The organism is Alkalibacterium kapii (genome assembly GCF_007988865.1).
In the GTDB taxonomy this organism is placed as follows: Bacteria; Bacillota; Bacilli; order Lactobacillales; family Carnobacteriaceae_A; genus Alkalibacterium; species Alkalibacterium kapii.
In genome coordinates, this window is record NZ_BJUY01000009.1 from 22,804 (window position 1) to 47,226 (window position 24,423).

General features: G+C 40.6%; 23 protein-coding genes. 5 read left to right on the forward strand and 18 right to left on the reverse strand.

The genetic code is table 11. The features are described 5' to 3' along the window. The first annotated feature begins 375 nt into the window (after window positions 1-375). The 3 genes from mnmM (at window position 376) to AKA01nite_RS09295 (ending at window position 2,079) form a co-directional block, all read left to right on the forward strand. Window positions 376-939 (forward strand): tRNA 5-(aminomethyl)-2-thiouridylate-methyltransferase MnmM, encoded by a 564-nt coding sequence (mnmM, locus tag AKA01nite_RS04685; protein ID WP_146924163.1) that lies wholly within the window; start codon window positions 376-378, stop codon window positions 937-939. Window positions 940-1,113: 174 nt separating this feature from the next. Continuing rightward, window positions 1,114-1,869 carry an ATP-grasp domain-containing protein gene (locus tag AKA01nite_RS04690; protein WP_146924164.1) on the forward strand — a complete coding sequence of 252 codons (756 nt, stop codon included), beginning with the start codon at window positions 1,114-1,116 and terminating at the stop codon, window positions 1,867-1,869. 45 nt (window positions 1,870-1,914) lie between these two features. After that, the gene (locus tag AKA01nite_RS09295) at window positions 1,915-2,079 is read left to right on the forward strand and encodes a hypothetical protein (protein ID WP_186805097.1); all 165 of its coding nucleotides are present in this window, start codon (window positions 1,915-1,917) and stop codon (window positions 2,077-2,079) included. A 62-nt stretch (window positions 2,080-2,141) separates the two neighbouring features. On the opposite strand, the gene AKA01nite_RS04695 is transcribed toward AKA01nite_RS09295, so the two are convergent. From AKA01nite_RS04695 to AKA01nite_RS04715, 5 genes are all read right to left on the reverse strand, one after another. Further along, on the reverse strand, window positions 2,142-3,098 hold the full coding sequence (locus tag AKA01nite_RS04695; RefSeq protein WP_146924165.1) for an ABC transporter permease: 957 nt from the start codon (window positions 3,096-3,098) through the stop codon (window positions 2,142-2,144). Window positions 3,099-3,100: 2 nt separating this feature from the next. After that, window positions 3,101-4,177, reverse strand: coding sequence for an ABC transporter permease (locus tag AKA01nite_RS04700; protein WP_246116990.1), 1,077 nt, complete (start codon window positions 4,175-4,177; stop codon window positions 3,101-3,103). Then, complete coding sequence (locus tag AKA01nite_RS04705; protein WP_246116991.1) at window positions 4,158-5,723, reverse strand: ABC transporter ATP-binding protein; 1,566 nt, start codon at window positions 5,721-5,723, stop codon at window positions 4,158-4,160. Before AKA01nite_RS04705 ends, AKA01nite_RS04700 begins: the two co-directional genes overlap by 20 nt. Before the next feature lie 192 nt (window positions 5,724-5,915). Then, a complete protein-coding gene (locus tag AKA01nite_RS04710) occupies window positions 5,916-7,022 on the reverse strand; it encodes a BMP family lipoprotein (RefSeq protein WP_246116988.1) in 1,107 nt (368 codons plus the stop codon). A gap of 185 nt (window positions 7,023-7,207) precedes the next feature. Next, window positions 7,208-9,562 carry an FtsK/SpoIIIE family DNA translocase gene (locus AKA01nite_RS04715; RefSeq protein WP_146924168.1) on the reverse strand — a complete coding sequence of 785 codons (2,355 nt, stop codon included), beginning with the start codon at window positions 9,560-9,562 and terminating at the stop codon, window positions 7,208-7,210. 177 nt (window positions 9,563-9,739) lie between these two features. Between AKA01nite_RS04715 and AKA01nite_RS04720 the strand changes: the two genes are divergently transcribed. Both AKA01nite_RS04720 and yidC read left to right on the forward strand, forming a co-directional pair. After that, the gene (locus AKA01nite_RS04720) at window positions 9,740-10,111 is read left to right on the forward strand and encodes an acylphosphatase (RefSeq protein ID WP_146924169.1); all 372 of its coding nucleotides are present in this window, start codon (window positions 9,740-9,742) and stop codon (window positions 10,109-10,111) included. A 76-nt stretch (window positions 10,112-10,187) separates the two neighbouring features. Further along, complete coding sequence (gene yidC / locus AKA01nite_RS04725) at window positions 10,188-11,168, forward strand: membrane protein insertase YidC (RefSeq protein ID WP_371860857.1); 981 nt, start codon at window positions 10,188-10,190, stop codon at window positions 11,166-11,168. A gap of 602 nt (window positions 11,169-11,770) precedes the next feature. Here yidC and AKA01nite_RS04730 read toward each other — a convergent pair. From AKA01nite_RS04730 to efp, 13 genes are all read right to left on the reverse strand, one after another. Further along, a complete protein-coding gene (locus AKA01nite_RS04730) occupies window positions 11,771-12,646 on the reverse strand; it encodes a nuclease-related domain-containing protein (RefSeq protein WP_186805098.1) in 876 nt (291 codons plus the stop codon). A 145-nt stretch (window positions 12,647-12,791) separates the two neighbouring features. Beyond that, on the reverse strand, window positions 12,792-14,303 hold the full coding sequence (locus AKA01nite_RS04735) for a HAMP domain-containing sensor histidine kinase (protein ID WP_146924172.1): 1,512 nt from the start codon (window positions 14,301-14,303) through the stop codon (window positions 12,792-12,794). After that, a complete protein-coding gene (locus AKA01nite_RS04740) occupies window positions 14,300-14,992 on the reverse strand; it encodes a response regulator transcription factor (RefSeq protein WP_146924173.1) in 693 nt (230 codons plus the stop codon). The genes AKA01nite_RS04735 and AKA01nite_RS04740 overlap by 4 nt, the downstream gene beginning before the upstream one ends. A gap of 219 nt (window positions 14,993-15,211) precedes the next feature. Further along, a complete protein-coding gene (gnd, locus tag AKA01nite_RS04745) occupies window positions 15,212-16,651 on the reverse strand; it encodes an NADP-dependent phosphogluconate dehydrogenase (RefSeq protein WP_146924174.1) in 1,440 nt (479 codons plus the stop codon). Between the two features lie 348 nt (window positions 16,652-16,999). Further along, the gene (gene recN, locus AKA01nite_RS04750; protein WP_146924175.1) at window positions 17,000-18,709 is read right to left on the reverse strand and encodes a DNA repair protein RecN; all 1,710 of its coding nucleotides are present in this window, start codon (window positions 18,707-18,709) and stop codon (window positions 17,000-17,002) included. Window positions 18,710-18,739: 30 nt separating this feature from the next. After that, the gene (gene argR / locus AKA01nite_RS04755; RefSeq protein ID WP_146924176.1) at window positions 18,740-19,189 is read right to left on the reverse strand and encodes an arginine repressor; all 450 of its coding nucleotides are present in this window, start codon (window positions 19,187-19,189) and stop codon (window positions 18,740-18,742) included. 185 nt (window positions 19,190-19,374) lie between these two features. Next, the gene (locus tag AKA01nite_RS04760; RefSeq protein ID WP_146924177.1) at window positions 19,375-20,181 is read right to left on the reverse strand and encodes a TlyA family RNA methyltransferase; all 807 of its coding nucleotides are present in this window, start codon (window positions 20,179-20,181) and stop codon (window positions 19,375-19,377) included. 21 nt (window positions 20,182-20,202) lie between these two features. Further along, window positions 20,203-21,084: a polyprenyl synthetase family protein gene (locus tag AKA01nite_RS04765; protein ID WP_146924178.1), complete on the reverse strand. Its 882-nt coding sequence runs from the start codon at window positions 21,082-21,084 to the stop codon at window positions 20,203-20,205. Between the two features lie 32 nt (window positions 21,085-21,116). Beyond that, window positions 21,117-21,332 (reverse strand): exodeoxyribonuclease VII small subunit, encoded by a 216-nt coding sequence (locus AKA01nite_RS04770; RefSeq protein WP_146924179.1) that lies wholly within the window; start codon window positions 21,330-21,332, stop codon window positions 21,117-21,119. Beyond that, window positions 21,325-22,695, reverse strand: coding sequence for an exodeoxyribonuclease VII large subunit (gene xseA, locus AKA01nite_RS04775; RefSeq protein ID WP_146924180.1), 1,371 nt, complete (start codon window positions 22,693-22,695; stop codon window positions 21,325-21,327). Before xseA ends, AKA01nite_RS04770 begins: the two co-directional genes overlap by 8 nt. A gap of 168 nt (window positions 22,696-22,863) precedes the next feature. Then, window positions 22,864-23,343, reverse strand: coding sequence for a transcription antitermination factor NusB (gene nusB / locus AKA01nite_RS04780; RefSeq protein WP_146924181.1), 480 nt, complete (start codon window positions 23,341-23,343; stop codon window positions 22,864-22,866). After that, the gene (locus AKA01nite_RS04785; protein ID WP_146924182.1) at window positions 23,340-23,759 is read right to left on the reverse strand and encodes an Asp23/Gls24 family envelope stress response protein; all 420 of its coding nucleotides are present in this window, start codon (window positions 23,757-23,759) and stop codon (window positions 23,340-23,342) included. The genes nusB and AKA01nite_RS04785 overlap by 4 nt, the downstream gene beginning before the upstream one ends. Before the next feature lie 50 nt (window positions 23,760-23,809). Next, the gene (efp, locus tag AKA01nite_RS04790) at window positions 23,810-24,367 is read right to left on the reverse strand and encodes an elongation factor P (RefSeq protein ID WP_146924183.1); all 558 of its coding nucleotides are present in this window, start codon (window positions 24,365-24,367) and stop codon (window positions 23,810-23,812) included. Between the last annotated feature and the right edge of the window lie 56 nt (window positions 24,368-24,423).

Sequence of the window (24,423 nt, forward strand, 5' to 3'; positions counted from 1 at the left end):
GACTTTACGACCTGTGATCATAAAGCTGCTTTGTTTGCGGGTAAGTTCAGTTGCTGTCTCGTGTATTTCCACCACCCATACACTCTCTAAGTCAGACAGGATCCCCTAGTACTCCCACAGGCATTTATCTATTGCTTTAATCATACCAAAGCAGGAAGTTTGTCGCAACAGTTATTTCGTTTGCTTACCAACGGCATACTTCAAAAATCTGATTCAACTCTTGAGCAAACTATTCTAAGTTGTTAAAGTACATAACTTTGTCAGGTGTTCTACTCATTTATATTAAACTACTCGTTTTGACTTCACTTTCTTTTATCTGCTATGATTGAGTATATTTCAATTATTTGATTATATGAAAATAAGGGGATGACTCACATGTTACTTCATGCTTTAGCTTTTACCCGTGCACTGATTGAACAAGCTGTTCAGTCAGGAGATACCGTTATAGATGCGACGGTTGGAAATGGTCATGACACACTGCATCTTGCCAGACTTGTTGGAGATTCTGGCAAGGTGATCGGTTTTGATATTCAGAAATCAGCTCTCACTGTCACACAAAAGCGGCTGAAGGAGACTGGAGTAGACGCCCGTGTCACCCTTCACCATAAAGGACATGAAACTATTGACGAAGTGCTCTCCCCTGCTGACTCTGTTTCATTAGTCGTCTACAATCTTGGTTATCTTCCTAAAGGCGATAAGTCGATAGTGACCACTCCAGCATCGACTCTAAAAAGTATTGAACTGGCCTTATCTTACCTTAAAAAGAATGGTCTGGTCTTATTGATGGTTTATTATGGTCATGAAGGAGGACCTGAGGAAAAAGATGCGCTATTAAAGTACGTTGAAACGCTGCCTCAAAAAGAGTATTCTGTTTTGCAGTATCAGTACCTTAACCAGAAAAATTCACCCCCTTTTCTTATTGCTATAGAAAAGAAATAGTCCTTACTCATTGTAAGCTGATCATAAATCCGATAAAATTAAACCAAGGATTTATATGTATGAGTTTAACAACAACGAAGGAGATTATATGCAAAAACTGACAGTTCTCGTAACCTTCTATAGGCACTCCAGTTGCTCATGGCATCTTGAAGGGTTTAAAAGAAATCAATAACATTGAAATCATCGGTATCGATTCAAGGATACATACAGCGGGAAATATTTTTTTGTGACCGAGTCTATCGTCTGCCTAGATTTTCAGAAGATAAAGAAAGTTATTTCTCCAAGTTGGATGAGATCATTGCTAAAGAAAATGTTCAAGCTGTATTTCCCAGCCATCCACAGGAAATTACTTTGTTTGATGATTACGATCACCATTTATCTATTCCATTTGCTCTTCCCGAAAGCGAACACTTTGACATTTTGCTTGATAAGGTTTCTACCTATGAATGGCTCATAGAGCAAGGTCTTAGTCACTATATTCCTACTTATTTCACGTTTAAAACACATACAGAGCTAAAGCATTTAATTCAGAATGAGTTGAAAAATGAGAAGGAATTAGTCGTTAAGGATACTTCAGGCCATGGCGCTACAGGCTTTGCCATACTTACAAGTCATAAAAATTTTATAAAAGCAATCGAACAACAGCGCTCCCGTGTTTTTGCCTTTGACGATTACTTGGAGTCTAATAATACCCATTGGCGCATGGTCATGAAAAATTTGGGTAAACTTGAATTCAGTGTAGATGTTTACGTACATGATTCCAAAACTGTGATCAGTGTCCCTAGAGAACGAACGGGCGTTTCAAATGGTCTCGTACTCGACGGTACCGTCCTTAGACATAACGAGTTGATAGAAATTTCTTCAACTATTGCTGAAACGCTGATCGATAATGAATTTTTAAATCTTCAGTTTATGAAAGAAGATGGTTAATACAAACTGACCGATATCAATCCGCGCTTTTGTGGTAGTCAGGTGATGGCACTCGGAGCTGGAGTAAACTTTCCAAAACTTTTCCTGATTTATCATCTCACAGATAAACGTCCGATACCTGAGCCAAAATGGAATACGCGTATGATCCGTTACAGAGAGAGTGTATTCTACCACAATGACACTTCAGAAAAAGAACCGGACTTCTGGTAAGCTGAACACATTTAAAAAAAGTCATTCGATAAAAACATCGAATGACTTTTTCAATATCTGTTTTATTTAGATTTAACAAATGTGTTTCCTAAGTCTTTAGGTGCTGTTGAACGTCCCACAACTCCAACTAAAATAACGATAGTCAATAAGTATGGAAGAACCTGCAGCCAGATACCTGGAACATCCTGTATGATCGGGATATAGTTACCAATACGAGCAAGACTTTGAGCAAATCCAAAGAAAATCGCTGCTCCCATTGCTCCCAGTGGATTCCATTTACCAAAAATCATAGCAGCCATGGAGATGAATCCTTGACCTGCTACAGTCAAGATACCAAACTCATTATGGATAGCTTGAGCTTGGATAGCTCCACCGATACCTCCTAAGAATCCGGAAATCAAGACGCCAGAATATTTCATCAAGTAAACGTTGATCCCCAGCGTTTCAGCGGCATGAGGATGCTCACCTACTGAACGCAAACGCAGGCCGAATCGTGTTTTAAAGAGAACGACCCATGCTATGATAGCAGTCAGTATACCCAAATAAGCAGGTCCTGACGTGTTCTGGAAGAAAATTGGGCCAATGACTGGTATTTTTTCCAATAAGAAAATATTGGAAAAACCGAACGAACGGGCTAATGGACCAGTCTGAGCTGCACCGTATATAGCACGTGTCAGGAACACGGCTAAAGCTGGTGCTGCCAAGTTGATAACCGTACCGGAAACGATGTGGTCTGCACGCAGATTGATCGTTGCAACGGCATGTATCAGTGAAAATAATATTCCGATCACACCACCGGCAAGTAGACCCAACCAGGGTGTCATTGCACCAAATGTACTGTAAAATGTTAAGTTAAATATAGCGGACATAAAGGCACCCATAACCATGATACCTTCCAGACCAATGTTTACAACGCCACTGCGTTCTGAGAACGTTCCACCTAAAGCAGTAAAGATAAGTGGAGCGGCATAGACGAGTGAACTTGATACGATCAGCTGTAATAAAGAAACGATATTCATGCCTATTCTCCTCCTTTTTCTGCAGTTTTATTGCTTTGCATTTTATCAAGCACTAAACGAATGACATAGTTAGCACCGACGAAGAAAATGATTGCCGCAATAACAATGTCAGCCATTTCATCTGGAACGCCTGCACGGTTCGGCATGAATCCGGCACCGACGTCTAAGACACCAAATAAAATGGAGGAGAAAAAGATACCCACAGGATTACCTAAACCAAGCAATGCAACAGCGATACCATTGAAACCTAGACTTGGCAAGCCACTTTGGGTGAAGAGATTACCGAATGTACCTAGTCCATGGACTGCTCCGCCTAAACCAGCTAAACCACCACTGATAAGCATTGATAAGATGATATTTCTTTTTGCACTCATACCGGCGTATGTCGAAGCATCTGGATTCAATCCAACGGCTCTTACTTCAAAACCTGCTGTTGTTTGAGTCATGAATACCCAATATAGAATGACAACAATGATTGCAATGAATAAACCCATATTGATACGTGAACCTTGTGTCAGAGTTGTTAACCAGCCTACCCTGAGGCTTGCATTCTCTCCAACGATCTCAGTAGTATTTCCTGTAGCTAAAACACTTCTGATAATATAGTTCGTCAGATGCAAAGCTGTATAGTTCAACATGATCGTAACGATAACTTCACTGGTTCCAAAGTAAGCCCGTAAAGCTCCTGCTATTCCTGCCCATACAGCACCAGCTATAATTGCTGCACCTAAGCTGAGCGTCAGCAGGATGATTCTTGGTAGATCCGGGAAACTCAAAGCTACCCATATGGCAGCGACCCAGCCGGCAAGTAACTGACCGGCTACACCGATGTTGAAAAATCCTGCCTTAAACGCGATCGCAAATCCTAATCCAGTAAAGGTAAGTACAGTGGCCTGTCTTATGGCTTCTCCCATAAAGTAAGGACTGTTGAATACTCCCATCAACATCGCAGAATAAGCATCGATCGGGTTATAACCAAAGAGCAACATAAGAATCGCTCCAAAAATAAAGCCTAGAAGAATAGAGAATAAAGGAATCAATAAAGCATTTAGTCTATTTTTACTCGTCGTTTGCAACAGTTGCACGCTCCTTTCCGTCTGTTTCAACTTTTCCAGCCAGTTCTTTCTTGGCTTTTTCAAGTGGCACACCTGCCATCAGTAGTCCCAGTTCATTTTCAGAAGTATCTTCTGCATTGACGATGGCAATGATTTTACCGTCATACATAACAGCTATGCGGTCAGATACATTCATAACTTCATCTAATTCATAACTCATGAGCAACACAGCTTTTCCATTATCGCGTTGTTCAATTAAACGCTTATGAATATATTCGATCGCACCCACGTCCAGCCCACGAGTCGGTTGTGCTGCAATCAGTAATGCCGGGTCTCTATTTATTTCTCGTGCAATAATCGCCTTCTGCTGGTTACCACCAGAAAGAGAAGCTGCTGTGGATTCCTCGCTCTGAGTTCTAACGTCAAACTCTTCGATCAATTTTTTCGCATATTCTTTTATTTTACCGTGGTTAAGAAATCCATTTTTACTGAATGGCTTCTGATAGTACTGCTGCAGGGTCATATTTTCTTCCAGCATCATTGGTAGGACTAACCCGTGACGATGTCTGTCTTCAGGAATATGTCCCAATCCTGTTTCTGTAACTTCTCGAGGTTTTTTACCTGTGATGTCTTTACCATCCAGCTTGATTGTTCCAGATTCTATTTTGGTCAATCCAGTGATCGCCTGGATCAGTTCTGATTGTCCATTGCCATCAACACCAGCTATACCTAAAACTTCTCCTGCTTTTACTTCGAGGTCGATATTTTTTACAGCTTCAAGACCGCGGGATTCTTTAACAGTTAAATTTTTGATTTCCAGCACGGGTCCTTTAGGTGAAGGGGCCTGTTTTTCAACTTTAAACGAAACAGAACGTCCGACCATCATATCAGCAAGTTCTTGCTGGGATGTTGATTTAACGTCCACAGTATCGATACTCTTTCCTCGACGGATAACAGTACAGCGGTCAGCAACTTTCTTGATTTCGTCAAGCTTATGTGTGATCAGAATGATCGATTTGCCTTCATCTGTCAATTTTTTCATGATATCCATGAGTTCATCGATTTCCTGCGGGGTCAATACACCTGTTGGTTCATCAAAAATCAGAATGTCTGCACCACGGAATAAGGTTTTGAGGATTTCCGCACGCTGCTGCATGCCTACACTGATATCTTCTATTTTTGCAGATGGGTCAACGGTAAGACCGTAGCGATCTGATAAATCTTTTACGTCTTTTTCCGCGCCTTGATCATCCATAAAGCCATAATTATGTTTTTCTTTACCCAACATAATATTTTCAGCTACAGTAAATTTGTCCACAAGCATAAAATGCTGGTGAACCATACCGATTCCTAACTGATTGGCTTTCTCAGGTGAATCGATTTTTTCTTTTTTACCGTTTACAATAATTTCTCCCGATGTCGGTTCTAACAATCCAGACAAGATATTCATCAGAGTAGATTTCCCTGCGCCATTTTCTCCTAAAAGGGCATGTATTTCACCTTTTTCAACGTTCAAATTGATATTGTCATTCGCTTTGAATTCGCCGAATTTCTTTGTAATGCCTTTCATTTCTATGACTCTTTCTGTCTGTGCCAATACCGATCCCTCCCTAATATGATTGTATTGTATAACATTACACATTATTACTTATTTTTCATGATTGTGCAAGCGATATTTCATCTTTACTAGAAAAAGCGCCAGCCTATAGACCAGCGCTTAACTCTTGATTTTTAAAACTCTGAACTTTTCAGTATTTAATTATTAATTACTATAAGTGAATTCTGGTACTTCGATATCTCCATCGATAACACCTTGGCGTGCTTCTTCAACTGCTGACCAAGCTTCTTCTGATAGGTTACCTTCTACCAAGTCAACTCCGCCTTTTTCTAAACCGTAAGCGATTGTTTCTCCGCCTGGGAAGCCTTCATCGATTGCCTGTTTTGTTGATTCTACTACAGCATTACCAACCTGTTTAAGTGTTGATGTTAAAGTAAGGTTACCACCATCATAGTCACCTTCTGCTTCCTGGTCACGGTCAACACCGATTACCCAAAGTTTGTTGTCTGGGTCTGATTCCATACGGTTACGGGCTTCAGTAAATACACCGTTACCTACAGCACCTGCTGCGTGGTAAATGATGTCTGCGCCGTTTGAGAACATACCTGCGGCGATCTGTTGACCAATACCTGCATCACCAAATGATTCTGCATACTGAACGTCTACATCGATACTGTCGTCAACGTGAGCGACGCCTGCTTCAAAACCTGTCTGGAAACGGTCGATAACTGGGCCTTTGATTCCGCCGATAAATCCGACTTTGCCTGTTTCAGTTGTTTCAGCTGCTGCTACACCTGCCAAGAAAGCTGCCTGGTGATCTTTAAATGTAAGTGAAACAACGTTGTCGCGATCTGAAATATCGTCAACGATACCAAAGTGCTGGTCAGGGTTCTGGTCAGCTACCTGGTTGACTGAATCTAGCAGTAAGTATCCAATACCATAAATAATGTCATAACCATCAGCTAAAGCCTGGTTGAAGTTAGGTACGAAGTCTGATGAGTCATCTGACTGATAGTAAGCGTAACCTGAACCTTCTTCAAGGCCATTTTCCTGACCCCATTCTTTGATCCCTTCCCATGCGGACTGGTTGAATGAACGGTCATCTACGCCACCTTCGTCAGTAACCATAGCTACTGAGAAATCGACTGATTCTGTATTGTCTCCAGATGTATCTCCGGAATCAGCTGTTGTATCTTCTTCAGTTGTTGGCTCATCTGTAGAAGTATCAGATGCGTCCTCTCCTGAACATGCTGCTAAAAGAAGTGCTGATGAACCAATTGCCAATAAACTTCTTAACTTGATATTTGACACTATAATTCCCCCTATAATTTTAATTACATTAAAAGGTCTAAAACACTCTGTTGCAGCATTTCCAGTAATAATAAACCCTGCAGCAGATTGTCTGTTAACCCTTTCATGAGTACATAGTAACATTCTTGTAATAAAAAAGAAAGTTAAATTTTTTTAATCTTAATTTAACTTTCTTTTTTTTGAATTTATTCTTCTGTCATCTCTTCACTTACATCAGTTTGTTCTGTTTCAGTGACCAAGACTTCCCTAGGCTTGGAACCTTCATGGGGTCCAACGATCCCCTTTACTTCCATTTCATCAACGATACGAGCCGCCCGGTTATAACCGATTCTGAAACGTCTTTGTAATAGAGAGATGCTGGCCGTCTGCATGTCGACCACTAAATCGACGGCATCATTATATAGTTCATCTTCTGATTCGCCTGTCTGAGTTTTTGGCTCATCTTTTGGAATCATTTCTTCAACATAATTGGCTTCCTGCTGTTCTTTGACGAACGCAACAACCGCTTCAACTTCTTCATCTGAAATAAAGGCACCTTGCACACGTGTCGCTTTATTAGCGCCCATAGGTTGAAACAGCATATCTCCGCGCCCGAGCAATTTTTCTGCTCCGTTACTGTCCAAAATTGTTCTCGAATCTGTTCCGCTTGATACGGCAAAAGCAATCCGCGATGGCACGTTGGCTTTAATGATTCCTGTTATAACGTCGACACTAGGCCTTTGTGTGGCCAATATCATATGGATTCCGGCTGCCCTAGCCATTTGAGCAAGCCTGATAATTGCATCTTCAACTTCATTAGAAGCAACCATCATAAGGTCTGCCAGCTCATCAACGATCACGACGATAAACGGCAGCGGCAGTAAGCCTTCATCGTTTTCATTATTTTTCTTTTTGACATACAGATTGTAGCTTTCCATGTTACGAGTTCCGCTTGCTGCAAAAAGTTCATACCGACGTTCCATCTCCTGAACGACTTTATGCAAAGCCTGAGCCGCTTTTTTTGGATTCGTAACGACAGGGGTCAATAGATGCGGGATACCATTATAGACATTGAGTTCAACCATTTTAGGATCGATCATCATCAATTTAACTTCGTTAGGTTTTGCTTTAAGCAGTAAACTTGTGATTATACCATTGATCGACACGGATTTTCCTGATCCCGTTGCCCCTGCTACCAGCAAGTGAGGCATTTTAGATAAATCAGCCATCGCTACATTGCCGGCAATATCTCGTCCAAGCGGTACTTCAAGCAGTCGATCTTTATTATGTTTTTGTCCCTCGATCGTTTCTCTAAATGAAACGGTGCTGACTTCAGAGTTGGGGACTTCGATTCCGATCACTGCTTTACCTGGAATAGGTGCTTCCATCCTGATGTCTTTGGCCGCTAATGCGAGGGCCAGATCGTCTGACAAATTAACGATTTTACTGACTTTTACACCCGTAGCCGGCTGAATTTCATACTTCGTTACAGCAGGACCCAGATTTGCTTTAGTTACCTTCGCTTGCACACCAAAGCTCTCAAAAGTTTCTTCCAGCTTATTGACGTTTTTCTGAATAATAGAATATTCATTTGATTGGTCAATAGCTTCATGTTCATCAAGTATGGAGACAGGCGGCAATTTATAGGACTGATTCTCTTCTTCTCCAATTTCAAATTCTACCGGCGTGTCGTCCTCGCTGCTGTCGTCACCTTGTTTTTTACCAGCAGTTTTTTCTGCTTGCTGCTGCTTTTCTACTTGCTGTTCATATTTTGATTGAAGTTCCTGATATCCTTCGATTTCAAGAGCTCTTTGTTCCGAGTGTTCTGTTTCGGCCCGTGGTATATCTTCTTTTATTACTTCATCACTATTTGGAGTCGAAGCTGATTCGGAATTTTTCTTTCCTTTTCTCTTTGCTTTTGTTTTCTTTTGTTTAGAATTTTCAGCGCGTTTAGTCTGGAAATTTTTAAATCTCTCCTGCAGCTTGAACCCGATCGATTTAAGTAACTTTCTGATGCGGTCAAACAGCCCGCGGTAAGAGAACTGGAAAAAAGTCATAACTCCAAAAAAGACCAGAGCAATGATCATTAAGTACGTTCCGGCTACACTGAAAAGAAAATAACTGATACTGAAAAAGATCGAGCCGATCATACCCCCGCCAATGTCTGTACCGATACTGTTTGAAATAAACTGCGGCCAGAAAAATCGCCAGGTTGCGACGACACTATTGATTGAATCGTTGATGATCGGAGCAAACCATCTGGAATGTAAAAACACAAGCCAAGCGGTGTATAAAAGAACGCCGCCTTTGATCTTGGCATCTTTTAAACTAGGCCAGTCTCCTTTTAATATTAGATAAATTCCGAGTCCCAATAAAATAATTGCTGAAAATGTAAAGGTTTGTCCGACAAAAAAACGTAAAACATTGGTAAAAAACCGCCCCACGAACCCAAAAGATCCTAATGTTAATATACTCATAAATGAAAGAATGAATCCTATTCCTTCGGGGGCGATGATATGCTGTTTTTTCTTTGGTCTTCCTCGTTTCTTTTTGCGTGGCATTCTTTTGCTCCTTCCTCTCTATTCTGCTTAATTATAGCATGAAATAACTTTTCAAGGTAGGTCACTTGCTGATCGTCTGGAGTAGAATTGCTTTCTTTGGCGTTGGAACAAAAAAACAAGTAAACTGTTAATATAAGCAATCTTATTCGTGTAATAAAAAAAGAAGGAGGACTATAAATGAGCTCAATATTTAATGATTTTTTCAATAAAGGAAAGAACAGTGAGTCAGATGGAGAAATCGTCTTTGCTAATGATCCTTTGAAAAATACGACTACACAAAAAATCCGTGCTGACATTTCCGGCCGCGTTCAGGGTGTAGGGTTTCGTTTTTCCACAAAACAGGCTGCTGATGAATTGGGCGTTACAGGTATCGTTAAAAATGAACCGGATGGTACGGTTTATGTCGAAGCGGTCGGCAAGGAAGAACAGATAAAAGACTTTATCGAAAGACTGCGTAAGGGACCTTCTCCCGCTGCTGATGTCGACAAGGTTGTTGTCACTTATGACGAAAAGATTGAAGAAAAATCAAACTTTTCTCAGGCTAATTGAATTTTACTATCCATTAAGGTATAGTGGTGAATAGCGTATTGGAAAATGTCACTACTAATTCAACTTAAAGGATGGAATGCAATTGAAAAATCGTACTAAAAGATGGTTATTATCAGGTGGAATGCTTTCCATCGTTCTATTTTTATCAGGCTGTATGCGGATCGACCAGGAAACTGGTAGACCTGCCGGCGGATTCTCTCAATTTTTATATACTTATCTTGTACTTCCAACTCAGCAGTTTATCGAAGTTCTAGCAGATTTTACGGGTAGCTACGGTTTAGCAATTATCGTGATCACAATAATTGTTCGTATCCTTATCTTGCCGTTATCGATCAAACAGCAGCGTACAACTTTGGAACAACAAGCTAAAATGGCTACGGTCAAACCTGTAACTGACGAAATTCAGGCTGAAATGAAAGAAACGAATGATCCAAAAGTTAAACAGGAACTGCAAGCGGAAATGATGGAAATTTATCAGGAAAATAATGTCAATATGCTTGGAGGCTTGGCAGGCTGCTTACCGCTGCTCATTCAGCTTCCCATATTTACGGCAATGTTCCAGGCTATTCGATTGTCCGATACGATTCAAAGCGCAAGCTGGCTGGGGATCAATTTAGGCCAACGAAGTATCATACTCGCTCTATTAACGGGTCTTGTTTATTTTGCTCAAACTAAAGTGATGCAGGCTGGCATGCCAGAAGATGCGCGTAAGCAGTCTGGCGCCATGATGTACATGAGTCCCGTGATGATCTTAATGGTTTCAATTACAGGTCCGGCCGGGTTGACTTTATACTGGTTCGTCGGTGGATTCGTCGCGATTGGTCAGTCACTTATAACCAATCTTTACTATAAGCCTAAACTTGAAAAAGAGATGGAGAAAAAACACGGTGGTAAACCCGTTGCCAAGCGTAAGAAACCAAAGCGTCGGACTGTTCAAGCTACTCAGACGAATTCAAAACAGTTAAATCAAAGTTCTAATAAGAACAACCGTCGGAATCAAAGTCCTTTCGAACAAAAAGGTGGACGGAATTCTGGTAAACAGCAACGCAAGAAGTAAAATCATATAATGGAAAAAGAAGACCTGTCCGGGTCTTCTTTTTTTGTTTTTATGAACAGTATTTGAATTATCACTGTTCACTCTTTTATTTTAGCTTTTTTCAATGGAATCTTAGATCGTTTAGTAGTGAGAGCTGCTCCTTCGTTGTGTCATTATTTAATAGAATCGACATCTCGTTCTGAAAAGTGCATACTTAGATGGGTGCTGCGGATTGAGTTCGACATTTCGCTCTGAAAAGTGCACACTCAGGCGGTGACTGCGGGTTGAGTTCGACATCTCACACCGGAAAGTGCACACTCGGATGGTGAATGCGGGCTGAGTTCGACATTTCGCTCTGAAAAGTGCACACTCAGGCGGTGACTGAGGGCTGAGTTCGACATCTCACTCCGGAAAGTGCACACTTGGATAGTGAATGCGGGTTGAGTTCAACATTTCGCTCTGAAAAGTGCACACTCAGGCGGTGACTGCGGGTTGAGTTCGACATCTCACTCTGAAAAGTGCACACTCAGACAGTAAATGCTACTTGAGTTCGACATCTCACTCTGAAAAGTGCATACTCAGACGGTGACTGAGGCCTGAGTTCGACATGGGCTACACTTTCTTCATGATAAAGTTTTCAAAATTTTTCCAACTCTTCTTTTATTTAATTTTCCATCTATCCAATCATACATCAGTGGTGTGGAAACCTTCATCTCTGGAAACAGTAAGGTGATTTCATCTATATGATCAGTCAGCAATTGTGTAATTGAATTCTTTTTACCACAATCAAGACACTTGGCTTGCCGCTGACTCAAGCTTAGATTGAATGAGCAGCACTTATTACAGATAAGGCCTTTTTTCAATTCTTTATAAGTATATTTTAATGACGGATCTCTATAATTGACACCACTATTTGTTTCCAGCAATAATTTATCAATCAAACGTTTCATTTTTTTCGATGCTTTCACTTCGTTGCTTTTCAACATCTTAAAGTGCTCAGCTATTTGAGTAGGCAATATGAATGGATTACTTACCTTAGCATCGTAAAGTGTAAAACCTGGGTTGACAAAAATAACGTAGGCTTTTATTTCCAGCGAATTAGTCCACTGTCCCAAAACTTGTTCTAAAACTTTTCTGGTTCGATTAAGTTGAACGCTCGGACAAATAAACTCCTGTCCTTTTAGCGTTCGTAGATGACCTGGCAGTTGTTGGTAGTCTCCTTCATAGTTTTTTATTTCATATAATCTCAGCGTGTCACCAGTAACTAAAAGTGCATCGATTTGAGCAGTGGAGCCATTGACATTCACTCGTCTGTCTTTTAATAGTATCGTTTCCGGATCAAGATGCCTACGGATCAACTCATCAAATCTTTCCTCTCCTTCCAAACCTTTTTGCAGATTCATTAAATATAGCTGTTTAGAGTATTCCAGCTTATGCCTTGCTTTTAGTGACTCCAGTATTTTGAGCTGATCAGGTTTTACACGTGATTTTATTTGCATTATATTCCTCCTGTATATTTTTTCTTCTATAGTAATAACTGTCAAATCAATAAAAAAATCACTTTTTTTGTGCACACAAAAAACCGAATCATACATAAATCTGTACGATTCGGCATCTTTATTTATTCCTTTTTTCAGTATTGTCTTAAATGGTTTCATCCAAATCTTTAATTTTCGGCAGTTCGATCCTGAAAATCGAGCCATGATTCAGTACACTTTGAGCCCATATTTTTCCTTTATATCCTTCAATCAGTTGTTTGGCTATAGCCAGTCCTAATCCATTCCCGCCTTTATAACGGCTTCTTGCTTTATCGACCCGGTAGAAACGGTTGAAGATTTTTTCTGTATCTTCTTCCGTCATCCCTTCCCCAAAGTCCTGAATAGCAATTTGAATCGTCTGACCATTATCCGAAGAACTTATATGCACGGTTTTTTGATTCGTAGAATATTTAACGGCATTATCAAGAAGAATAATGAGTATCTGCTCCAGATGATTACGATAAATATTGACATAGTTGTCCGCATTTAAATCGTCGTCGAGAATAAAGGTAAAGTCAGGATGAACAAGCTGGAAATTGTTATAGGTCTGACTGACGATTTCTCTAACTGACGTACGCTCATCTTTGTAGTGGATATCTACTTGCTCCGCGCGGGAAAGGTCAAGCATCTCCTGCACGAGACTCTTCATCCGTTCAATTTCCTGAAGTGAGGCACTGAGTGATTCATCCAGTACGACCGGGTCATCTTTCCCCCACCGGTTCAAAAGCTTCATATGTCCTTCAACAACAGCTACAGGTGTACGTAACTCGTGAGAAACATCTTCGACAAATTGTTTCTGCTGTTCAATGTTCCGCTGCATCCGGTTCAGCATGGCATTATAAGCATTCGCAAGTTCTGTCAATTCATCATTGCCATCTCCCACATCGATGCGTTCGCGCGATTCGGGATCTTTTTTTATGATGTGCATGGCTTCTGTCAAACGTCTGATCGGCCGAAGGAAGGAAATAGCGATGATATAACCTATCACACCACTAAAGAGCAGAGCAATGACTCCAGTTAAAAGGATTGCACCTAAAACTCTCCTGAATAATTGATGATATGAAGATAAAGTATTGATGACTTGAACGTAACCGATTTTTTCATTATTCAAAAATGAATAGACCGGCGTGACGGCAGAAAGTGCTTCACCGTTAGGGCCTTCTTTGATGCTGTCTATTTGAAGGGTTTCTTTAGGCTCAAAAGCGATGTCCACTTGATTCGTCCGATATAAAAGTTCCTCATCTGGATTGTATACGCGAATAATGATGCTGCCCTGGCTGGCGCGTAGAGGTGTACTCCGCTGGTTCTGTGATTCTTCAAGAATCGGCGTTTCAGGGGTCAGATACAACTCGTGCTGATCCAGAACTTCTTCTACATCCTCTTCTGTCAGATCATAGAAGTGCTGACCAAAGCGCTCTGTCAAGTTCACCATCACATTGCGAACTGCCTGCTGTTCATTATCTATCATGATCTGCTGAAAGGTAATGAATAAAATGGTGGAGAAGAGAGTATAAGTCAGGAATATTGCAATAGCAGCCCCGATAGTCCATTTCCATCTCAAAGAAATTCGTTTTGTCTCGTTAATTCCTTTCGTATCAACGGCTGCTTGAGATTTCACGTGCGCATCACATAGCCTGTTCCTCTGACCGTTTGTATATAGCTTTCTTTTCCGGCAACATCGATTTTATTTCGAAGATATCTGATATAAACATCGACCACGTTGGTTTCCACTTCTGTCTCATATCCCCAGACTTTGTTCAATAGCACTTCACGGGAAAGTACAACATTCAAGTTTTCCATTAATTCAACTAGCAATTCGTGTTCTCTCTTAGTCAACTCAATGATCTCATCCCCGCGTTTGACGATGCGGTTCTCTTTTTCGACTGTGATATCTTTGTAATTGATCGTCGTTTGGCGGCTGATGTTTTCTTCCGTCTCTATTTCGATACGGCGAAGCAGTGCACGCATTCGTGCCAATAGTTCTTCAATAGCAAATGGCTTAACGACATAATCATCAGCGCCATGATCGAATCCGGAAACACGATCGATAACTGAATCACGGGCTGTCATCATAATAATCGGTACATTGCTTACCTGACGTATGCGCCTGGCGACATCTATGCCATTCAGTTCTGGAAGCATCAGGTCGAGTAAAATGATATCCCATTTTTTGTTTTTATCCAGTGCAGCCTCGAGACCTGAACGACCATCAAACCGGACTTCCGTCTCAAAATTTTCATGTGTCAATTCCAGTTCTACAAAGCGCGCTAAGTTTTTTTCATCTTCAATAATCAAAATCTTTGCCACTTTTTTCACTCCTACCATAATTTATACATTTATATATTGGTACTCATGCGGTTTTCATTGCTGTATCGCAATTTCAGTTTACCATATTCTCACAAAATTAGAAATATAAGAATAATCTAATTTAACCGATATAACAAGTTATAAAGTTGACAACAAGAAAATAGTAGGTTCCCAAAATGAAAACCTACTATTCCAACGTTATATGTTAGTTACTTAAACTTAATTCCATCTTTCTTCGCCGTTATTACCATACCAGTCGAAATGGAATTTCCCTTCTTTATCGACGCGTTCATATGTGTGCGCACCAAAGTAGTCGCGTTGCGCTTGAATGATATTAGCCGGTAAGCGCTCGGAACGATAAGAATCGTAATAAGCAATAGCGGATGAGAAGGCGGGTACGGGCACTCCAGCCTGTACAGCTAAAGCGATTATATCTCTCACTGACTGCTGATACCTTCTGGCGATATCCATAAAGTATTCATCAAGCATGAGGTTCTTCAACTGAGGTTCACGTTCATAAGCTTCCGTTATTTTCTGCAGGAATCCGGCACGGATAATACAGCCGGCGCGGAAAATTTTAGCAATTTCACCGTATTCAAGATCCCAGCCAAATTCTTTTGAGGCTGTCCCTAACTGAGCAAAACCTTGTGCGTAACTCATTATTTTACTGAAGTACAGAGCTTCCCTCATTTTTTTGATCAGCTCTTTTTTATCGCCTTCATATTGTTTAGCAGCCGGTTTAGGCAATACCTTGCTGGCTTCTACACGTTCTTCTTTCATAGCAGAGATATAACGTGCAAAAACGGACTCTGTAATGAGTGGCAGTGGAACCCCAAAATCAAGCGCGCTTTGAGATGTCCATTTTCCTGTTCCTTTATTGCCGGCACGGTCTAAAATGACATCGACCATATCTTTTCCTGTTTCTCTGTCTTTCTTGGTTAAAGCATCTGCTGTGATATCGATCAGGAAGCTGTCAAGCTCACCTTCATTCCACTCTTTGAAAACTTCTGCAGCTTCTTCATTCGACAAGCCAACCATATTTTTCATCAGGTCATAGGATTCAGCGATCAGCTGCATATCACCGTATTCGATGCCGTTATGCACCATTTTGACATAATGTCCGGCACCATTAGGCCCAATATATGTTACACAAGGTTCACCATCTGCAGGTGCTTTTGCTGCAATTTTTTCAAGGATCGGCGCAACAAGGTCGTAAGCCACTTTTTGTCCTCCAGGCATAATAGCCGGACCTTTGAGCGCACCTTCTTCTCCACCAGAAACGCCTGTCCCGATAAAGTTGATCCCAGAATCAGCTAACTCCTCGCTGCGACGCATCGTATCCTTGTAGAAAGTATTTCCTCCATCGATCAGGATATCACCTTTATCCAGATAAGGGAGTAACTGCTGAATCACTGCATCTGTTCCTTTACCCGCTTGAACCATCAATAAGATTTTTCTTGGTTTCTCAAGAGAATTCACGAATTCTTCTATATCGTAAGTACCAACAACATTTTTACCTGTATTCTCATCAATGACAGCTGTCGTTTTAGATGATGTCCGGTTATATATCGATACCGTATAACCGCGGCTTTCAATATTAAGTGCCAGATTTTTACCCATGACGGCCATTCCAATAACGCCGACTTGTTGTTTGCTCATTAATTAATCTCCTCCGTTTATTCTTTCGATTTAGTTGCTGCATTTAGTATCGCTTCTACTTGTATATAGTAACAAAATATGAACGCTTTTTGTACTCTCATCTTGTCTCTTGCAATTTCAGCTTACTTTCAGTACACTTATACCTGAACGAACTAAAGAAAGAGGGTGCACATCCTATGCCTAATCATAAAAAAGAAAAAGGATCTACAAGCACAATGTCCCGCATTATTATCGGTATTCTTGTTCTGACACTGATCGTTCCTGTATTTGCTTCTTTACTCAGCGTACTGTAATAAATCATTGACTCGTTTTTTCCAAATCTCCTGTCTACTGACGACAGGAGATTTTTTATTTTATATTCTTTTTCTTCTGGGCTAATTTCAGTAATTCTGCTGCAGTTTCTTTGGTAAGCTGGGTCAGCTCATCTCCAGAAAGCATTCTGGCGATTTCTTCGACACGATTATTTTTGACAAGTCTCTCTACACTAGTCTGTGTACGTTCGTCCGCTGTTGACTTTTTAATATACAAATGCTGATCGGCCATAGCCGCTACTTGAGGTAAATGAGTGATACACAGGACCTGTGAATGTTTAGCCACAGAATAAATCTTATCTGCGATCGACTGGGCTACACGACCACTGACGCCAGTGTCCACTTCATCGAATATGATACTCGTTATGCCTTGAGACTGGGAAAAGATCGTCTTTAAAGCCAGCATCATTCTCGAAAGCTCGCCCCCAGAGGCAACCTTGCTTAACGGTTTCAGAGGTTCACCAGGATTCGTTGATATAAAAAATTCGATTCTATCCATTCCCTGATCATTCAGCTGAACATCTTTTGATCCAGCATTTTCAGCCTGTTTGAATACAACAGAAAATTCTACTTTTTCCATGTAAAGTTCTTTCAGTTGCTGCTGTATGTTATTTTCAAGTAGAACAGCTTTTTCTTTTCTGATTTCAGATAACTTCTGCGCCAGTTTTTCAGCTTTTTCGTATTCTGTTTTTATTTTTTTGCTGATCTCATCCACTTGTTCTTCTCTGTTTTCCAATTTCTTCAGTTCTATTTCTGATCTTTCAAAATGATCCAAAATGGTTTCGATACTGTCTCCGTATTTCCGTTTCAGTTGCTGGATAAAATTCAACCGGCTTTCAATTTCATTCAATCTTTCTTCATCGTATTCCAAGCCGTCAAGTTCAGAGTAAATATCACTGGCTGCTTCCTGGAGTTGAAAGAACGCTGCTGAAAGACTTTCTGAGAGCTGTTTAAAAGAATCATCGATCGTCTCTACAGAAGCCATTTCCTCCATAGCCCGGCCAACGCTGTCGAGTCCACTGTATTCTTCTCCCTGCAGCGCATCGTAGCTTTTTGACAGAGCCTTTACAATGGCCTGGTGATTAGCCAGTTTTTTTTCTTCTTCAAGTAAGTTTTCTTCTTCATGCGGTTCTAGTTGTGCCGCCTCTATCTCATCTACCTGATATCTTAAAATATCCAGACGCTGGGCCAGCTCTTGTTCATTATAAACCCATTCTTCACGTTCTTTTTTCAGCTGTTTATAATTATGAAAGACATTCTGATACTCTTTTTTCAGTTGATGCAATTCTTTTTGACCGTAGTTATCAAGCAGGTAGCTGTGATTTTCTGTCATCATCAGTTCCTGATGTTCATTTTGTCCATGAATATCAATAAGATGGGTGCCGATTTCTTTTAAAACAGCAATCGTTACAATACTGCCATTGACACGGCAGACTGTCCGTCCGCTCATAAAAATTTCACGCTGAATAAGCAAGGTGTTTTCAACATGATCGATCTCATGCGTTTCAAGTAAAGCAAGAAGTTCAGTGGATGGTTTGAATTTGAATTCACCTTCCAGAATACATTTTTTTGTTCCGAATCGCACAAATTCAGTCGATCCTCTTCCACCAGCCAAGAGTCCTACGGCATCAATAATAATAGATTTACCTGCTCCTGTTTCTCCTGTTAAAACAGTCATGCCTTCTTTGAAATCTAAAGACAACTCTTCAATAATCGCAAAGTTTTTTATTTGCAGTGATTCTAACAAAGACAAACCTCCTAATTCATTATCGCTTTATTATATAAAGGAGATGATTTTCTTCTGCAGCCGTTTGGCACTTTCTTCATCACGGCTGATGACTAAGACCGTATCGTCTCCAGAGACACATCCGAACATTTCCTTGTATTTGGCCGCTTCAATCAATGACGCCAGCGCAAAAGCATTTCCAGGCAATGTCCGGATCAATACAAATTCTCTTTGCGTATCGATTGAAACAAAGGCATCTTTCATTAACCGTGAAAGTTTCTGGGAAACATCATAGTCCATTTCGGGAGGTAAATTATACCTATAGCCTCCATTTTGAGCTGGTGCTTTTACGAGCTGCAGTTCTTTTATATCTCGTGATATCGTTGCCTGGGTGACTTCGATGCCTCTTTCATGCAGTTTATCGACAAAGTCTTCCTGTTTTGTGATCACATCTTTTTGGACGAGTTTCCTGAGTAATTGATGCCTTTCATCCTTTTTCACTTTTATCACTCCTATATTTTCCGCCTTGTCAAAACCAGAAGTCATCAGTATTTTTATGCATTTTATACGCTTTAATTATACTTCTTTTAAGTTATTCTAACAACACAAACACTTTTTGACCGATGTATATTTGACAGTAAAAAAAGTATAGGATGCTAACGCTGACAGCAAGGGCAATTTCTAGTTTAGTCTGTCTGGAACAAAGATGCAGACATGACCTTATTCAGATGTTCCTCTTTAGTCAAAGTGGTTTCTTTGAAGATGAGGTGGGTGAGAAATTCCTTATTCCCTTTTCCTCCTTTTATCGGAGATGGAATGACTTTTTTCACTTCAAATCCCTGATCATAAAAGTAATTCACGCTATTTTTCACTACATTTTCATGAATGGCTGGGTCTGTAATGATCCCCTTGTTCCCCACGTCTTCTTTTTTTGCTTCAAACTGCGGTTTTATAAGAGCTACCACTTCCCCTCTTATAGAGAGGATCGTCTTTAATACGAGAATTATTTTTTTCAGGGATATAAAGGAAACATCGACTGTCGCAAATTCTGGCTGCCCCCGTTTAAAATCATTTAGGGTCACATGTCGAAAATTTGTCTGTTCCATGACTTCTACTCGTTCATCGATCCGCAGTTTCCAGGCAAGCTGATTCGTTCCCACATCCAGAGCATAGACTAAACGTGCCCCCTGCCTTAAACAAACATCGGTGAATCCGCCTGTTGACGCACCAATGTCCAAAACGATGCGGTCTTCTATATCTATATTAAAGTCATCCAGTGCTTTTTTTAGTTTGTATCCGCCGCGACTCACATATGGCTGCTCTAAGCCCTTAATATAAACAATCGTTTCTTTCGACCATTTTTCTCCTGCAGTGAAAATCTGTTCTTCTTTATCTGTATAAACTTTGCCGGACATAATCAATCGTTTTGCTTTTTCCGCATTTTCTGCCCAGCCTTGTGCTATAAGTAATTCGTCTGCCCGTTCTTTTTTCACTTTTTCACCTCGTTATACGTTTCACTTCAGTCTAATAGAAGCTATGAAAGTGCCCAGCAATTCCTCATCGTAGTTATTTACATGACTTTTGATTGCTGCATTCAGTTTCAATGCTTCATCCAGATGTTCATCCAATAAGGTTTTCGCGCGGTAGATTCCAAGTAAAGAAGGATAGGTACTTTTTCCTTTTTTGACGTCTGATCCCACACGTTTACCCAGCGCTTCCTCTGAACTGCTGACATCCAGAATATCGTCTCTGATCTGATAAGCTATCCCGATTTTTTCAGCAATCTTATCCAACTTGGCTACTGTTTCTTCATCTATTCTTGCAAGGCTCCCTGCCGCTTTGAAAGCGAACATAATCAGCATGCCTGTTTTACGGTAATGAATCGATGATAATTGTTCTAATGTTAAGGCCGCCTTCTCCCCGTCCATGTCGGCCTGCTGACCACCGATCATGCCCTCATGACCCGAAGCAAAAGTCAGTTCTCTGATGACAGAAATTTTCGTTTCATCAGAAAGGTCTGCTGCTGCTATAACTTCAAACGCTTTAGTAAGTAAGGCATCACCGGCCAAAATAGCTGTAGCTTCAGAAAATGCAATATGATTGGCAGGTTTACCTCTTCTTAAGTCATCATCATCCATTGCCGGTAGATCATCGTGAATAAGTGAATAGGTGTGGATCATTTCCAAAGCAGCTGCGATGGGAAAGGCTTGCCGTTCATTTTTTTTAAAAGCTTTGACTAAAGCGATCAAAAGTAACGGCCTTAGACGTTTGCCTCCCGCTTTTAAAGAATAAGTCATGGCTTCTTCAACATCCGTTTGACTTTTATTCTCGATAATATTGATCAGGTAATCTTCAAAAGAGCTTTTATAGTGATTTGTAAAAGTATCAAAATGCATGACGGACTCCTTTTGTTTTATTTATCTGGATTTTACTCTTCAAGTATTTCTTCACTGCCATTCTCGTTGACCATTTTTGTCACCGTTTTTTCTGCATCTTCTACAATACGCTTGCAGTGCCGGCTTAATTTGATCCCTTCCTGAAACTGATCCAGCGCTTCTTCCAGTGGCACATCGCCCTGTTCCAGTTTTTGAACGATCATTTCCAGCTCTTTAATTGCTTCATCAAATGTTTTTTCATTAGTCATGGCGATCTCCCTTTAAGTCAATGTCTTTTTTCTCAGTTTCTTCTACCCTGGCTTTTACTGTCCCGTCGGCAACCATTATACTGATCGGGTCGCCTGTTTTTACTTGGTCGATAGATTTTATGACACCTGTTTCGTTCTGAGCTATCGCATAGCCCCGGCTCAATATTTTCAGAGGGGATAAATGATCCAGCGATTGTATCAGAGCGGCCAGATCTTTTTGGTTATCCCTTACACTTTGTTCTGCTGCTGCACTCAAACGATTCGTCATTGTTTCTAAAGTACTGACCGACTGTCTGATTTTAGCTTCTGGATGTAAGGCTAAGAGGCTTTGATTCAAGAGGTGAATGCGGTACTTTTCATCTTTGAAATGATTATCCGTTAACCGTATCAGCTGATTCGTCAGTTGATCCAGGTTTTGACTGTACCCGTCATATAAGCGTCTGGGCTGTCTGAAAATATAGGAATTATTCAAACGCTTGAGATTTTCTTTCTCACGTCTTATGACTGCTGACATCTCTTGTATGATCCGCTGCTGATTCAATTCGATCCGGCCAATTTCATCAGTCAAGACCGGAACAGCCAGTTCAGCTGCAGCAGTAGGCGTCGCAGCTCTTACATCTGCAGCAAGATCTGATAACGTCGTGTCTGTCTCATGCCCCACCGAAGAAATGACCGGTGACCTGGCTTTTGTGATCGCTCGTACAACTTTTTCTTCGTTGAACGGAAAAAGGTCTTCGAAGGAACCTCCGCCTCTTCCAACGATCAAGGTATCCAGATCATACTCTTCATCTGCCTGACGAATACTTTTCGCAATAGAATCTGCCGCCTTCTCTCCCTGGACAACCGCCGGAAAAAGATATAGTTCTACGATAGGAAACCGTCTTTCGATCGTTGTCTGGATATCTCTTATTACTGCCCCGCTTTTACTTGTGATAATGCCTATTTTTTGAGGGAAACGCACAAGGGGTTTCTTTAAACTGGCATCGAACAGGCCCTCTTCAGTAAGTTTTTTCTTGGTCTGCTCATAAGCGGCATAAAGCTGTCCCAGTCCTTCTGGTTCGATATGATCCACATAAAGCTGGTAAGCGCCCGTTTTTTCATAAACAGACAACCGCCCCACTGCTAAAACGCTCATGCCTTCATCCAGTTCAACTTTTAATTTCCGCTGTTCTTTGTAAAACAGGACAACAGATAGCTTTGCGCCCTTGTCTTTGATACTAAAGTACTGGTGACTGTTTCGTCGTTTCGGGTTATAATTCGATATTTCACCTTTAACGTATACACGCTCCAAGTAAGGGTCATAGTCAAACTTTCTTTTTACATAGCGTGTTAACTGAGTAACTGATAAATACTCCTCTACCATATGTTTTCCTTTCCTGCTTTCATAGTGACGTTCTTTAAGTACATAGAAAAAAAGAGCTGAAAAGCAGACAACATCCTCTACTGCTTTTCGCTCTTTATTACTGCTTCTCATTCAGCTCAGAAGCCTTTCCATAAAAAAAGCAGACCACTTAAAATGAAAGAATAAAAGCTATTTATTATCGATGATACTCTGGAGTACACCATTTATAAATTTGCTTGATTTGTCATCATTGAACGTTTTAGCTAATTCAATAGCTTCATTCATGACAATTCGTTTGTCTACCTCAGGCTGATACAACAATTCATAAGCAGCCAATCTCAACAGTAGCAGATTGGTTCTTTCCAAACGATTTATATTCCAGTTTTTTAAATGTTTTGAAATAGTCTGATCGATTTCTTCATGATGCTGCAGCACACCTGATACTAGGATTTTCAAATAGTTCAGTGCATCAGTAACGATTTTTCTGGTATTTTTATTTTCAGGTAAAACTTCAGCCATTGCTTCTTCTACCGAACGGCTGTCTTTGTGAGATAAGGTACTTTCGAGCGCTAACTTGATTGCCTCATCTGTAGTTAATCTTTCATGAGTTGTTAATTGGAAAAGAGACTGAAAGGCTTTTTCCCTAATCACACGCCTTACAGTTGTCACTCTTTTTCATCCTCTTCTCTGTCTATGTCAAATAATTCCTGGTATGATGTTTTTTCCGGAACAATATCGGCTATATGAATATTTACTTCTGCTAAAGTGATATCTGTCATATGGAAAATCTGTTCTCGCACTTTTTTCTGGATCGCCTGAGCGACATCTGGAACATTTACGCCAAACTTAAAATAACAGTAGATATCCACTTTCAGTCCGTCTTCATCGGAAGTTAAGTGTACTCCTTTTTTATGATTGGGTTTGCCAAAAGCAATTTTCATTTTTTTTGTGAACTTCCCCTGCATGGCATAAACGCCGTCGACTTCATTGGCCGCAATACCGGCAATCACTTCCAGTACCTCGGGAGCCACTTCGATTTCACCAAATGGATTACTTTGATTTGTTCTCATTACTTTCTCTTCCATCTGTCGTTCCTCCTTTAAAATGTATCAGTACTTCATTCAGTCATGATCGATCAGGCACGTGAGACATAAGTGCCTTCATCAGTATTGATAACTAGCACATCGTCTTTGTTGACAAATAAAGGAACAGTGACCACTGCGCCTGTTTCAAGCGTGGCTGGCTTTGAACCACCGCCAGAGGTGTCTCCACGTATTCCAGGCTCTGTCTCAATGACTTTCAACTCGACTTTATTAGGAACTTCGACTCCAAGAACCTCACTGCCGTACATCATGATGGAAACTTCCATATTTTCTTTCATGAATTTCAATTCATCTTCAATGCGTTCTTCAGGGATCTCCAGCTGTTCATACGTGCTGGTATCCATAAAAACGTGACTCCCGTTGTCTTCATACAAATACTGCATGGAGTGTGTTTCGATATGGGCTGTTTCAAATTTTTCTCCTGCACGAAATGTTTTATCCTGCAAAGCACCGGTACGAAGATTTTTTAACTTGGAACGCACAAAGGCAGCTCCTTTTCCGGGCTTAACGTGTTGAAACTCCATGACACGCCAGATACTGTCATCATATTCGATCGTTAATCCTGTTTTCAAATCGCTGGTTGATATCATTCAATTTCCTCCTAGTTACCTCTCGGTAGAGCCACTGCTCTCTTTGATCCTACTTA

Bases quoted from the DNA above. Each gene is read 5' to 3' on its own strand.
- mnmM (WP_146924163.1), top strand. From the start codon at position 376: ATGTTACTTCATGCTTTAGCTTTTACCCGTGCACTGATTGAACAAGCT.
- AKA01nite_RS09295 (WP_186805097.1), top strand. From the start codon at position 1,915: ATGGCACTCGGAGCTGGAGTAAACTTTCCAAAACTTTTCCTGATTTAT.
- AKA01nite_RS04695 (WP_146924165.1), bottom strand. From the start codon at position 3,098: ATGAATATCGTTTCTTTATTACAGCTGATCGTATCAAGTTCACTCGTC.
- AKA01nite_RS04705 (WP_246116991.1), bottom strand. From the start codon at position 5,723: ATGAAAGGCATTACAAAGAAATTCGGCGAATTCAAAGCGAATGACAAT.
- AKA01nite_RS04715 (WP_146924168.1), bottom strand. From the start codon at position 9,562: ATGCCACGCAAAAAGAAACGAGGAAGACCAAAGAAAAAACAGCATATC.
- AKA01nite_RS04720 (WP_146924169.1), top strand. From the start codon at position 9,740: ATGAGCTCAATATTTAATGATTTTTTCAATAAAGGAAAGAACAGTGAG.
- yidC (WP_371860857.1), top strand. From the start codon at position 10,188: ATGCAATTGAAAAATCGTACTAAAAGATGGTTATTATCAGGTGGAATG.
- AKA01nite_RS04730 (WP_186805098.1), bottom strand. From the start codon at position 12,646: ATGCAAATAAAATCACGTGTAAAACCTGATCAGCTCAAAATACTGGAG.
- gnd (WP_146924174.1), bottom strand. From the start codon at position 16,651: ATGAGCAAACAACAAGTCGGCGTTATTGGAATGGCCGTCATGGGTAAA.
- AKA01nite_RS04765 (WP_146924178.1), bottom strand. From the start codon at position 21,084: ATGCATTTTGATACTTTTACAAATCACTATAAAAGCTCTTTTGAAGAT.
- AKA01nite_RS04770 (WP_146924179.1), bottom strand. From the start codon at position 21,332: ATGACTAATGAAAAAACATTTGATGAAGCAATTAAAGAGCTGGAAATG.
- xseA (WP_146924180.1), bottom strand. From the start codon at position 22,695: ATGGTAGAGGAGTATTTATCAGTTACTCAGTTAACACGCTATGTAAAA.
- AKA01nite_RS04785 (WP_146924182.1), bottom strand. From the start codon at position 23,759: ATGGAAGAGAAAGTAATGAGAACAAATCAAAGTAATCCATTTGGTGAA.
- efp (WP_146924183.1), bottom strand. From the start codon at position 24,367: ATGATATCAACCAGCGATTTGAAAACAGGATTAACGATCGAATATGAT.